Origin of the sequence: Streptomyces sp. TP-A0874 (assembly GCF_001748085.1) — a bacterium.
Classification (GTDB): domain Bacteria; phylum Actinomycetota; class Actinomycetes; order Streptomycetales; family Streptomycetaceae; genus Streptomyces.
Genome location: NZ_BBZK01000003.1, coordinates 693,435 through 706,123, shown reverse-complemented (window position 1 = coordinate 706,123; position 12,689 = coordinate 693,435). Strand labels below are relative to the sequence as shown.

Below are 12,689 nucleotides of genomic sequence, written 5' to 3'. Positions count from 1 at the left end.
GAGAGTACGCACAGGGCCCCGGCCCACTTCTCGGGCCGAGCGGCCCGACACGGCAGGGTCAGTGGTGACCGTCGCCGCTGGTGATCTCCCTGAACTCCTCCGGAGTCGGCTTGGGGATGAACGCATGCTCCCCGTACCAGCCCCGGGAGAGCTTGGCCCGCACCCGGTCCGTGATCGGGATCCGCCGCCGAACGCCGTTCTCGTCGACCGCCGGTCCCGGGTCGAAGGGCTTGGGCTGGTCATGGGCGGTGAGGGTGTGCAGCTGCTCCTGCGAGAGGGGCTCGTGCACCTCGACGAACTCACCGTGCGGCAGCCGCTTGATGATGCCCGACTCCCGCCCGTGCAGCACCTTCTCCCGGTCCTTGCGCTGCAGGCCCATGCAGATCCGCTTGGTCACCATGAACGTCACCAGCGGCACCAGGAAGAAGCCCACCCGGACGAACCAGGTGATCGCGTTGATCGACAGGTCGAAGTGGGTGGCCCAGAGGTCGTTGCCGCCGCCGACCAGCAGTACGAAGTACCAGCTGATCCAGGCCGCTCCGAAACCGGTGCGGACGGGGGCGTTGCGCGGGCGGTCCAGGATGTGGTGCTCGCGCTTGTCCCCGGTCACCCACGCCTCGATGAACGGGTAGGCGGCGATGGAGAGCAGCACCAGCGGGAAGATGATCATCAGCGGGATGGCCACGCCCAGTGCGAGCGTGTGACCCCAGAAGTTGATCTCCCAGGCGGGCATCACCCGGATCAGGCCCTCGGAGAAGCCCATGTACCAGTCGGGCTGCGCTCCGGTGGACACCTGGTCGGGCCGGTAGGGACCGATGTTCCAGACCGGGTTGATGGTGAACACCGCCGCGATCGCCGCGATGATGCCGAACACCACGAAGAAGAAGCCACCCGCCTTGGCCATGTACACCGGCAGCAGCGGCATGCCCACGACGTTCTTGTTGTTCTTGCCGGGGCCCGCGAACTGCGTGTGCTTGTGGTAGAAGACCAGGATCAGGTGCGCCACCACCAGGCCGAGCATGATGCCCGGCAGCAGCAGGATGTGGATGGTGAAGAACCTCGGGATGATGTCCGTGCCGGGGAACTCGCCGCCGAAGAGGAACATCGAGATGTAGGTGCCGACAACCGGCATGGAGAGGACCGCGCCCTCCATGAACCGCACGCCGGTGCCCGACAGCAGGTCGTCCGGGAGCGAGTAGCCGGTGAAGCCGGTGAACATGCCCAGCACGAACAGTAGGAAGCCGAACAGCCAGTTGATCTCACGCGGCTTGCGGAAGGCTCCGGTGAAGAACACCCGCATCATGTGGACGAACATCGTCACGAGGAAGATCAGCGCGGCCCAGTGGTGGATCTGCCGGATGAGCAGACCGCCACGGATGTCGAAGCTGATCTTCAGTGTCGAGGCGTAGGCCTCCGACATCTGGATGCCGTGCATCGGCACGTACGAGCCTTGGTACGTCACTTCGCCCATGCTCGGCACGAAGAACAGCGTCAGGTACACACCCGTGAGGATGATGATGATGAAGCTGTACAGCGCGATCTCGCCGAGCATGAAGGACCAGTGGTCCGGGAACAGCTTGCGCATGTTGGACTTGGCGATGTTGTAGATGCCAAGCCGGCCGTCGACCCAGTCGGCCACGCGTTCACCGGCGGGCGCCTTCCCCCGCCGCGTGTCGGTAGCAGTACTCATCCGCGCTCCCAGAAACTCGGGCCGACAGGCTCCTCGAAGTCACCGAGCGCCTCGAGGTAACCGTCCTTGTTAACACCGATCCGCAGCTGCGGCAGCGCATGGCCGGCCGGACCGAAGATCACTCGCGCACCGTCGGCGAGGTCGAACGTCGACTGGTGGCAGGGGCAGAGCACGTGGTGCGTCTGCTGCTCGTAGAGACTGACCGGGCAGCCCACGTGGGTGCAGATCTTCGAGTAGGCGACGATGCCCTCGTGCGACCAGTCGAGTTCGCGCTTGTCCTTGATGTCCTCCGGCTGGATCCGGACGATCATCAGGGCCGCCTTGGCGATCTCCTTCTGGAAGTCGTGGTCGTCGTCCTCCAGCCCCTCGGGCTTGGCGAAGGTCAGCGAGCCTACGGGGATGTCCTCGGGGCGCAGCGGCTGGTTGGTGTTCTGGTTGACCAGCAACTTGCCCTTCGACCAGAGGGTGTGCCGGAGCTTGTCCTCAGGCAGCGGCCCGAGGTCCCGGAGCAGCACCACACCGGAGAGCGGCACCAGGGCCAGCGCGCCGAACATGGTGTTGCGGATCAGCTTGCGGCGGCCGAACCCGGACTCGTCCACCCCCTCCCGGAAGTCGGACATGACCTTGGCCTTGACCTCCGGCGTCGCCGCGATGGGGTGCCGGTCGTCGGAGACCTCCACGTCGGTCATCAGGGTGCGGGCCCAGTGGATGGCGCCCGCACCGATGAAGAACAGCGCCACGCCGAGGGTGAGCCCCAGCGAGAGGTTGAGCGCGCTGACGTGCCCCAACGGCCACACATACACGATCTTGTCGATCGAGAAGGCGACGTACGAGGCGATGAAGCCGACGGTGGCCAGCATGGACAGCACGAAGAACAGGGCGACGGTGCGCTCCGACCGCTTGGCGGCCCGCTCGTCGATGTCCTGGACGCGGTGCTGGTGGGGCGGCAGCCCGGGATCCGCGAACGGGTCGTCCGCGGACACTACGGCGCCGTCGCGAGCCGTGGCCTGCTCACTCGGCAGGTTTTCTTCGGACACGTCTTTGTTCGATCCAGTCTGACTCATGACTTCTTGACCTTTGCCGTCCGGGCCGCGAGCCAGACAGCGGCGGCGACCAGAGCACCCATGCCGAAGACCCAGGCGAACAGACCCTCGCTGACCGGGCCGAACCCGCCGAGCGCGAAGCCACCAGGGCTCTTCGACTGGTCGCTGTTGACCTCGCCGAGGTAGGCGATGATGTCCTTCTTCTCGCTCTCCGGCAGCGTGGTGTCGGGGAACGAGGGCATGTTCTGCGGGCCGGTGACCATGGCCTCGTAGATGTGCTTGGGGCTGACGCCCTCGAGGTCCGGCGCGTACTTGCCGTCGGTCAGCGCTCCACCCCGGCCGGTGAAGTTGTGGCACTGCGCGCAGTTGGTGCGGAACAGCTCACCGCCCTTGGCGATGTCCGCGTTCTCCGGGCTGTACTGGTTCTCGGACGGGATGTTCGGACCCGGACCGAGGGAGGCGACGTAGGCAGCGAGGTGGTTGATCTCGGTCTGCGTGTACTTCGCGGGCTTCTTCGGCACCTGGGCGCCCGGCTGCTGGGCCGGCATCCGTCCGGTACCGACCTGGAAGTCCACGGAAGCGGCACCGACACCCACCAGGCTCGGCCCGTCAGTGGTCCCCTGACCGCCGGTGCCGTGGCAGCTGGCGCAGCCGACAGCGTAGAGCTTCTTGCCCTCCTCGATGCCATTGGGGGACTGGGCGGTGGCTTCAGCCTGGGCCTTGTCCGCGGGAGCGAGCGCGGCGTACAGCCCCCCGGTGACCGCCAGCGCGAAGAGTAGGACGACGAGCGCCGCCAGCGGATGGCGCCGTCGTGCGGAGAGCTTTTTCACGGATTACCCCGGTGTCAGGATCTTCTGCGTCGATGCTTCTGGTTGAGTGTCTGCGGGCCGGCGGGCCCCCATTACTTGATCATGTAGATGGTGGCGAAAAGGCCGATCCAGACCACGTCGACGAAGTGCCAGTAATAGGACACGACGATGGCCGAGGTGGCCTGTTCGTGGGTGAACCTCTTGGCCGCGTAGGTCCGGGCCAGGATCAGCAGGAAGGCCAGCAGGCCGCCCGTCACGTGGATCCCGTGGAAGCCGGTGGTCAGGTAGAACACCGAGCCGTAGGGGTCCGAGGAGAGCGAGAGCCCCTCCTTCTTGACCAGCTCGGTGTACTCGAAGACCTGGCCGCCGATGAAGACCGACCCCATCACGAACGTGATGATGAACCAGGTACGCAGCTTCTTCACATCGCCCCGCTCGGCGGCGAAGACGCCGAACTGGCAGGCGAGTGAGGAGAGGACCAGGATCGTTGTGTTCCCCGCTGAGAACTTGAAGTCCAGCGCGGACGCCATTTCCTTCCAGTGCTCGGCACCGCTCACCGACCGCAGGGTGAAGTACATCGCGAAGAGGGCAGCGAAGAACATCAGCTCGGAGCTCAACCAGATGATGGTTCCGACGCTGGTGATGTTCGGCCGATTGACCGGCGGATGCGCTTGCCCGGTGTCTACTGTCGTTGCTGTCGCCACGCCGACATTATGTCGGTCGCTTATCCCGCCCTCACCCCGGGGGGTGCTCTTCGGAGTGTCAGGCCCATTTGCGCAGATCGTGCGGCCTGTGCCGAGGGGGCTCGGATGCCCGTCCCCGGGGGCCGCGGACGCCCGCCGCGGACGGCGCCGGCGCCGAGTGGGCCTCCGTTGCGCCCACACCCTCCTCCGGGGCCCCCTCCGCGGAGTAGCATCCGCCTATGGGGTCCCCCGCGACCCCCAGAGAGCGCTCCTGGACGGCCCGTTCCGTACCGAGCGGTCCGGAGACGGAGCAGTCCGAGCATGAAGCATGGAGGAACGATGCAGCCGACCGCGACGGTGCTGGTCTACAGCGACAACGCGAGCACCCGCGAACAGGTACGGCTGGCGACCGGCCGCCGCCCCGCGGCCGACGTGCCCCCGGTGGAGCTCCTGGAGTGCGCCACCCTCCCGGCCGTGCTCACCGCGCTCGAGCAGGGCGGGATCGACGTCTGCGTCCTCGACGGTGAGACCAGCCCGGCCGGCGGCATGGGGGTCTGCCGCCAGATCAAGGACGAGATCTTCCGCTGCCCGCCCGTGCTGCTCCTCATCGGCCGTCCCCAGGACGCCTGGCTGGCGACCTGGAGCCGGGCCGAGGCCGCGGTGACCCACCCGATCGACCCCGTGGAGTTCGCGGACGAGCTCGCCGGGCTGCTGCGCACCCGGCAGGCCGTGCAGGCCTGACCGCCCGCACGGCTTCTCGTCGGCCCGAAGCCGGCCGTGGCACCGGGCGATCGGCGCCACGGCCGGCTTCGGGCCGTTGCGGGCCCCGGGCCGCCGCCCCCGCGCCGTGCGCGGAGGCCTCGGCGCGGGGCTCAGACGCCGGGCCGGAGCCTGCTCGACTGGGCCGCCCCGGCGCCGCCTGCTCCGGAGCTCTGGGTGGCGCTCCCGGCCCGCCACTTCGCCCAACTCAGGTTCCAGTCGCCGAAACCGTTGTCGAAGGGCGTCATCTTCTCGCCGCCGCTGCCCTTGACGACCACGATGTCCCCGACCCGCACGTGGTCGAAGAACCACTTGGCGTTCTCCGTGCTCATCCCGGTGCAGCCGTGGCTGGTGTTGGCGCTGCCCTGCGATCCGACGGACCAGGGCGCGGCGTGCAGGTACTCCCCGCTCCAGGTGACCCGGGTGGCCCAGTGCACCCCGAGGTCGTAGGACTCCGCGCTGCCCGCGGCGATGCCCACGCTCTGACTGCGCATCTGCACGAAGGCCTCTTTGCCGAGGATCGTCTTGATGCCGTTGCGGGTGTCGAAGCCGGGTTTGCCGGTGGTGACCGGGATGGTCCGCAGCACCTTGCCGTTCCGTTTGACGGTCATGGTGTGCCGGGAGGCGTCGGTGACGGCCTCCACGCGGGCGCCGATCCGTAGTTTCAGGGGCTTGGCGGCGCCGCCGCGCATCTTGCCCACCCGGACGCCCTGGAGGCCGCTGTGCACCTCGATCCTGGCGCCCGCGGGCCAGTACTCGCGTGGGCGGTAGTGGAGCGTCTTGTTGTCCACCCAGTGCCAGAGACCGGTCACCCGTGGGTGTGACTCGACCCTCAGGGCCCGTTCCACGGTGGCCCGGTCCTTGTGGCTCTTGATCGGCCGGCTGAGTTCGGCGGTGATGGGCTGCCCGACCCCGTAGGTGCCGCTGTCCGGGCCGAAGGCCACCCGGAGCAGTTGGTCGGCTCCGGCGGTCTGGAAGCCGATGCTGCGGAGGCCCGGGTCGCCGTCACCGTTCTCGGTGCTGACCCGGACCGTGTAGTGCGCCCCGGCGGCCAGCGGGGTGGTGCTCTGCCAACGTGTTCCGTCGTGGGTGAGAGCGCCGCGTACGTGGCGTCCGGCGGCGTCCGTCGCGGTGACGTCGGTTATTCGGCCACCCTTCCGGGCGGTGATCTCCAGCGGCTTGTCCGGGTTGACCTTCTGGTCGCCGTCGCCGTTGAAGACGATCTGCTCGGAGGCGTCGTAGGGCTTGCTGGACAGGGGGTGCGGGTCACCCGCGCAGGCCGCCGAACCGAGCGCGAGCCCGGGTATCAGCAGGGCGAAGACCGGCACCGTCGGAAATCCGCGTATGCGACTCATGGCCACAAATTATGGAAAGTCAACCCCTTCAGCCCGCTGGATGCGGCCGAACGGGTCGAGCCGACCTCCCGGGACTCCGAGGTCCCGAGGGGCCGGCTCGACGAGCCTCCGTGCGCCCGAGGGCGCACGGGACTCACTGGTTCTGGTTCTCGCCGTGGTAGTACTCGAACACCCAGCCGAAGACCCCCAGGAGGAGGAACGGCACCGAGTAGTACATCAGCCACCAGCCGAAGGCGATGCCCAGGAAGATGAGCGCGCACCCGACGGCCAGCGCCAGCGGCTGCCAGCTGTACGGGCTGAAGAAGCCCACCTCGCCGGCCTCGTCCGCTACCTCGGCCTCCTTGTTGTCCTGCGCGCCCGCGTCCACCCGGCGAGCGGTGTAGGCCAGGTAGAAGCCGATCATGATCGCCAGGCCGAAGCCGAGGAACAGGGCGGTGGTGCCGACCGGCTCCTTCGACCAGACCCCGTAGACGATCGAGACGATCAGGAGGAAGACGGCCAGCCAGGCGAAAATGCGTCCCTGGATCTTCACTTGCCGGCCTCCTTGTCACCGGTCACGGCCTTGGCGGCCACCGTCTCGCGGGCCTCGAGCTGCTCCATCTCCGTGATCTCCGGGTGATGCAGGTCGAACGCCGGCGATTCGGAGCGGATCCGCGGCAGCGAGAGGAAGTTGTGCCGCGGCGGCGGGCAGGAAGTCGCCCACTCCAGCGAACGGCCGTAACCCCAGGGGTCGTCGACCTCGACCTTCGGCGCGTACTTCGCGGTCTTCCAGATGTTGTAGAAGAACGGCAGCACCGACAGCCCCAGCAGGAACGAGGCGATCGTGGAGACGGTGTTGAGCAGCGTGAAGCCGTCCGCGGCAAGGTAGTCCGGGTACCGCCGAGGCATGCCCTCCGCACCGAGCCAGTGCTGCACCAGGAACGTGCCGTGGAAGCCCACGAACAGCGTCCAGAAGGTGATCTTGCCGAGCCGCTCGTCGAGCATCTTGCCGGTGAACTTCGGCCACCAGAAGTGGAAGCCGGAGAACATCGCGAAGACGACCGTGCCGAAGACCACGTAGTGGAAGTGCGCCACCACGAAGTAGGAGTCGGACACGTGCAGGTCCAGCGGCGGGGAGGCGAGGATGACGCCCGTCAGGCCACCGAAGAGGAAGGTCACCAGGAAGCCGACCGCCCAGAGCATCGGTGTCTCGAAACTGAGACTGCCCTTCCACATGGTGCCCACCCAGTTGAAGAACTTCACACCGGTCGGCACCGCGATCAGGAAGGTCATGAACGCGAAGAAGGGTAGTAGCACGCCTCCGGTGGCGTACATGTGGTGCGCCCACACCGTCACCGAGAGACCGGCGATGGAGATCGTCGCGCCGATCAGGCCGATGTAGCCGAACATCGGCTTCCGGCTGAAGACCGGGATGACCTCGGAGACGATGCCGAAGAACGGCAGGGCGATGATGTACACCTCGGGGTGCCCGAAGAACCAGAACAGGTGCTGCCACAGCAGCGCGCCGCCGTTGGCGGCGTCGAAGATGTGGGCACCGAACTTCCGGTCCACCTCCAGCGCCAGCAGCGCACCCGCCAGCACCGGGAAGGCCAGCAGCACCAGCACACCGGTGAGCAGCACGTTCCAGGTGAAGATCGGCATCCGGAACATCGTCATCCCGGGCGCCCGCATGCAGATGACGGTGGTGATGAAGTTGACCGAACCCAGGATCGTGCCGAAGCCGGAGAGGGCCAGACCCATGATCCACATGTCGGCGCCGACACCGGGGGTGTGGACCGCGTCGGAGAGCGGGGTGTAACCGAACCAGCCGAAGTCCGCGGCCCCCTGCGGCGTGATGAAGCCGGCCACCGCGATCAGCGAGCCGAACAGGTAGAGCCAGTAGGCGAACATGTTCAGCCGGGGGAAGGCCACATCCGGCGCGCCGATCTGGAGCGGCATGATCCAGTTGGCGAAGCCGGCGAACAGCGGCGTCGCGAACATCAGCAGCATGATCGTGCCGTGCATCGTGAACGCCTGGTTGAACTGCTCGTTCGAGATCACCTGCGTGCCGGGGCGGGCGAGTTCGGCGCGCATCACCAGCGCCATCACACCGCCGACGATGAAGAAGGCGAACGCCGTCACCAGGTACATCGTGCCGATGGTCTTGTGGTCGGTGGTGGTCAACCACCGCACCACGGCGCTGCCCGGTTTCTTCCGACGGACGGGCGCCGCTACCGGCGCGGCTTCGGCGGCACCCCGGGATTCATTGAGGATGCTCATGGATTGTTCGTCTCCGCATTCTTGGCGGCGTCAGTCTGGGGGATCCCCGCCGGGATGTACCCGGTCTGGCCCTTCTTAGCCAGGTCTTCCAGGTGCTTCTGGTAACGCTCCGGGGAGACGATCTTGACGTTGAAGAGCATTCGGGAGTGGTCGACGCCGCACAGCTCGGCACACTTGCCCTTGTAGGTGCCCTCCTTGCTCGGGGTCACCTGGAAGACGTTGGTGTGGCCGGGGATGACGTCCAGCTTCATCAGGAAGGCCGGCACCCAGTAGGAGTGGATGACGTCCCGCGAGGTGAGGATGAACTGGACGGTCTCGCCCTTGGGAAGCCACAGGGTCGGGCCCGGGTCCCCGTTCTGGGGGTTGCGCTCTCCGGGAGTGCCCACGTCGTAGACGCCCTCGGCGCCCTCGGGGACCGCCTTGAGCTTGCTGTCCGCGATGGAGCTGACCTCGGAGGGCAGCTTCTTCGGAGTGGACGGGTTCCCGTCGACGTTCTCCATGTAGTTGAAGCCCCAGCTCCACTGGAAGCCCACCACGTTGATGACGTGGTCCGGCTTCGCGGAGGTCTTCAGGATCGCGGTCTCATCGCGCGCGGTGAAGTAGAACAGCACCGAGATGATGACCAGCGGGACCACCGTGTAGAGGGCCTCGATGGGCATGTTGTAGCGGGTCTGGTGGGGGACCTCGACCTTGGTCCTGCTGCGCCTGTGGAAGAAGATGCTCCACAGGATCAGTCCCCACACCAGGGCACCCGTGGCGAGCGCAGCCGCCCACGAGCCCTGCCACAGGGAGAGGATCCGGGGAGCCTCCTCCGTGATCGGCGTCGGCATGCCGAGGCGGGGAAAGTCCTTGTATGTGCAACCGGTGGCGGTCACCAGGACCAGGCCCGCGGCCAGCGCCTGCGGCAACAGCCGCCACATCGGGCGCCGCGACGAGCGGTCGGAGCCGTTGGGACTCACGTAGCGCCTTCCCGAGAGTCTCGCCCGCCGATCCGCGGCCGCTCTCTGGTCGGTCGCCGACCCTGTCACGGGCAGGGTTTGGATGTTTATGCGGACCAAACCCTACTGGACGTCCCCGAGCACCGTGCGGGGAGGGTGCCCCAGGGTGCGTCGTTTGCATCTCCGGGGAGCAAGCGGCCGGAGCCGGCGCCCGGGATCGCACGGCGCGGGAGGTCTCCCGCGCCGGAGTCACCAGGGCTTTCGGCCGGTCCGGTGCGAGCGCTTCCCGGTGCCGGCCGGGGCGCACGGCCCCGGAGGCGCGGAGCCGCGCGGCACCGCGGAGACCGAACGACACGACCCCGCCCGATCGAAGCACACCCGGCGGGGGCTCCTCCCCGTGGCCCCCGCCCTCCACTTCGGACTTCCCCCCGGCCGGGCCGCGCCTGGGCCGGGCGCGGTGGGCGGGTTACCGTGCCGCCGTGGCCTACTTCGACAGCGCTTCTTCGGCTCCGCTCCACCCCGTGGCCCAGCAGGCTCTGCTGGCCGCCTTGGAGGACGGTTGGGCCGACCCCGCCCGACTGCACCGCGAGGGCCGGAAAGCCCGGCTGCTGCTCGACGCGGCCCGGGAGACCGCCGCGGCCGAGGCAGGGTGCCGCCCGGACGAGCTCTCCTTCACCCCTTCGGGCACCCAGGCCGTGCACACCGGGATCGCCGGGGCGCTGAACGGACGGCGGCGCGCCAGCCGCCACCTGGTCGTCTCCGCCGTCGAGCACTCGTGTGTGCTGGCGGCCGCCCAGGTCCACGTGGACGACGGCGGCACGCTGGAGACCGTCCCGGTGGACCACGGCGGACGGGTGGCGCCGAACGCCTTCGCGGCGGCGCTGCGCGACGGCGCCGCACTCGCCTGCCTCCAGTCCGCCAACCACGAGGTGGGCACCGAGCAACCCGTGCCGGAGGTCGCGGAGATCTGCCGGGCCGCGCAGGTGCCGCTGCTGGTGGACGCCGCCCAGTCGCTCGGCTGGGGTCCGGTCGGGGGCGACTGGTCCCTGCTCACCGCCAGCGCCCACAAGTGGGGCGGGCCGCCGGGCGTCGGGCTGCTGGTGGTGCGGAAGGGGGTCCGTTTCGCCGGCCCGGCGCCCGCCGACGAGCGCGAACACGGCCGGACGCCGGGCTTCGAGAACATCCCGGCGGCGGTGGCCGCCGCCGCCTCGCTGCGCGCGGTGCGCCAGGAGGCGGCGGCGGAGGCGGAGCGGCTGCGGGCACTGGTGGACCGGATCCGCGCCCGGGTGCCGGAGCTGGTGCCGGAGGTGGAGGTCGTCGGCGACCCGCTGCGCCGACTGCCGCACCTGCTGACCTTCTCCTGCCTCTACGTCGACGGTGAGGCGCTGCTGCACGAGCTGGACCGGCGGGGGTTCTCGGTCTCCTCCGGGTCCTCGTGCACCGCGAGCACACTGACCCCGAGCCATGTGCTCCGGGCCATGGGGGTGCTGTCGGAGGGCAACATCCGCGTCTCGCTGCCCCCTGGGACGGAGGAGGAGACGGTGGAGCGCTTTCTGACGGTGCTGCCGGAGGTGGTCGGGGGTGTCCGCGAGAAGCTGGGTGCGCCGAGCGCGTCCGGGGACCGTCCGGCCGCCGAGCGGCAGCGGGGCGAGGCCGCCCCGGCCCGGGAGGAGGCTCCGGCGCTGACGGTCGACTCGCTGGGGAAGCGGTGCCCGATCCCGGTGATCGAGTTGGCCAGGGCGATCGGTGGGGCGCCGGTGGGCTCGTTGGTCGCCGTGCTCTCCGACGACGAGGCGGCCCGGCTTGACATCCCGGCGTGGTGCAGGATGCGCGGCCAGGAGTACGCGGGCGAGCGTGCGGCGGAGCGCGGCGCGGCCTATCTGGTGCGCCGCCGGCTCTGACCCCCGCCCGCTCCGGACAGCGCTCCGGGCCGCCCGGCGGGCGGCCCGGCGGGCGGCCCGGCGGGCGGCCCGGCGGGCGCGGCTACGGGAGGTGCGTCTGGACCTCCGCCGCCGCCTGTTCCCCGTAGGCCTTCGCGAAGCGCTCCATGAAGTGGCCGCGGCGCAGCTCGTACTCCTGGGTGCCCAGCGTCTCGATCACCAGCGTCGCCAGCATGCAGCCGAGCTGCGCCGAACGCTCCAGCGAGAGGTTCCAGGAGACTCCCGCCACGAAGCCGGCCCGGAAGGCGTCGCCGACGCCCGTCGGGTCGACCTTGGCCTCCTCCTCCGGACACCCGACCTCGATCGGCTCCTCACCCGCCCGCTCGATGCGCACGCCCCGGGCGCCGAGCGTGGTGACCCGGGTGCCGACCTTGGTGAGGATCTCCTCGGCCGTCCACCCGGTCTTGGACTCGATCAGCGCCTTCTCGTACTCGTTGGTGAAGAGGTAGGCCGCCCCCTCGACCAGCACCCGGATGTCCTCGCCGCCCATCCGGGCGAGCTGCTGGGACGGGTCGGCGGCGAACGGGATCCCCCGGGAGCGGCACTCCTCGGTGTGCCGGATCATCGCCTCCGGGTCGTCCGCGCCGATGAGCACCAGGTCGAGGCCGCCGAGCCGGTCCGCCACCGGCTTGAGTTCGATGTTCCGGGCCTCGCTCATGGCGCCGGTGTAGAAGGAGGCGATCTGGTTGTGGTCGGTGTCGGTGGTGCAGACGAACCGCGCGGTGTGCAGCATCTCGGAGATGTGCACCGAGGAGGTGTCGACGCCGTTCCGCTCCAACCAGGCCCGGTACTCACCGAAGTCGCTGCCGGCGGCGCCGACCAGCACCGGCCGAAGTCCCAGGACCCCCATGCCGAAACAGATGTTCGGTCCAACGCCTCCGCGGCGGACGTCCAGGGCGTCCACGAGGAAGGAGAGGGAGACTGTGTGCAGCTGATCTGCGACCAGTTGATCGGCGAATCTGCCGGGGAAGGTCATCAGGTGATCGGTGGCGATGGAGCCGGTGACTGCGATATGCACGACGGGTCTGCTCCTGCGAAGGGGGCGACGGAATAGGGATAGTTCACGCTACCCTTTCCGACTCCCGCTTCCGACCTGTCAAAACCGCCCGATAGCCGCCCTTTTCCCCCGCACCGCGGTCACAGCCGCCAAGGGCGGTCCCCCTGAGGCCCGGCACTCGCGGGAACCACTCGCGCCACTGCTCCGTCCAACCGG

The 12,689-nt window shown here is 68.8% G+C and carries 11 protein-coding genes; 2 read left to right on the top strand and 9 right to left on the bottom strand.

The window, feature by feature from the left end:
- Window positions 1-58: 58 nt before the first annotated feature.
- The 4 genes from qcrB to ctaE all read right to left on the bottom strand — a co-directional run bounded on the left by qcrB (window position 59) and on the right by ctaE (window position 4,246).
- A complete protein-coding gene (qcrB, locus tag BGP73_RS02835) occupies window positions 59-1,690 on the bottom strand; it encodes a cytochrome bc1 complex cytochrome b subunit (RefSeq protein ID WP_069811773.1) in 1,632 nt (543 codons plus the stop codon).
- Window positions 1,687-2,754, bottom strand: a complete 1,068-nt coding sequence (qcrA, locus tag BGP73_RS02830; protein ID WP_069811772.1) for a cytochrome bc1 complex Rieske iron-sulfur subunit — start codon at window positions 2,752-2,754, stop codon at window positions 1,687-1,689. Before qcrA ends, qcrB begins: the two co-directional genes overlap by 4 nt.
- Window positions 2,751-3,563, bottom strand: coding sequence for a cytochrome bc1 complex diheme cytochrome c subunit (gene qcrC / locus BGP73_RS02825; protein WP_069811771.1), 813 nt, complete (start codon window positions 3,561-3,563; stop codon window positions 2,751-2,753). Before qcrC ends, qcrA begins: the two co-directional genes overlap by 4 nt.
- 71 nt (window positions 3,564-3,634) lie before the next feature.
- The gene (gene ctaE, locus BGP73_RS02820) at window positions 3,635-4,246 is read right to left on the bottom strand and encodes an aa3-type cytochrome oxidase subunit III (protein WP_069811770.1); all 612 of its coding nucleotides are present in this window, start codon (window positions 4,244-4,246) and stop codon (window positions 3,635-3,637) included.
- 318 nt (window positions 4,247-4,564) lie between these two features.
- On the opposite strand from ctaE, the gene BGP73_RS02815 reads away from it, so the two are divergent.
- A complete protein-coding gene (locus tag BGP73_RS02815) occupies window positions 4,565-4,966 on the top strand; it encodes a hypothetical protein (protein ID WP_069811769.1) in 402 nt (133 codons plus the stop codon).
- A 131-nt stretch (window positions 4,967-5,097) separates the two neighbouring features.
- Here the strand turns inward: BGP73_RS02815 and BGP73_RS02810 are convergent, their stop codons facing one another.
- From BGP73_RS02810 to ctaC, 4 genes are all read right to left on the bottom strand, one after another.
- Entirely contained in the window at window positions 5,098-6,339 is a 1,242-nt protein-coding gene (locus BGP73_RS02810) for a L,D-transpeptidase (RefSeq protein ID WP_069811768.1), read from the bottom strand.
- A gap of 133 nt (window positions 6,340-6,472) precedes the next feature.
- Window positions 6,473-6,871, bottom strand: a complete 399-nt coding sequence (locus BGP73_RS02805) for a cytochrome c oxidase subunit 4 (RefSeq protein ID WP_069811767.1) — start codon at window positions 6,869-6,871, stop codon at window positions 6,473-6,475.
- Entirely contained in the window at window positions 6,868-8,598 is a 1,731-nt protein-coding gene (gene ctaD / locus BGP73_RS02800; protein WP_069811766.1) for an aa3-type cytochrome oxidase subunit I, read from the bottom strand. The genes BGP73_RS02805 and ctaD overlap by 4 nt, the downstream gene beginning before the upstream one ends.
- Complete coding sequence (gene ctaC, locus BGP73_RS02795) at window positions 8,595-9,557, bottom strand: aa3-type cytochrome oxidase subunit II (protein WP_069811765.1); 963 nt, start codon at window positions 9,555-9,557, stop codon at window positions 8,595-8,597. Before ctaC ends, ctaD begins: the two co-directional genes overlap by 4 nt.
- Window positions 9,558-10,015: 458 nt before the next feature.
- On the opposite strand from ctaC, the gene BGP73_RS02790 reads away from it, so the two are divergent.
- Entirely contained in the window at window positions 10,016-11,437 is a 1,422-nt protein-coding gene (locus tag BGP73_RS02790; protein ID WP_069811764.1) for a cysteine desulfurase/sulfurtransferase TusA family protein, read from the top strand.
- Between the two features lie 82 nt (window positions 11,438-11,519).
- Here BGP73_RS02790 and BGP73_RS02785 read toward each other — a convergent pair whose 3' ends face one another.
- Window positions 11,520-12,494 carry a carbohydrate kinase family protein gene (locus tag BGP73_RS02785; protein WP_069811763.1) on the bottom strand — a complete coding sequence of 325 codons (975 nt, stop codon included), beginning with the start codon at window positions 12,492-12,494 and terminating at the stop codon, window positions 11,520-11,522.
- Window positions 12,495-12,689: the final 195 nt, after the last annotated feature.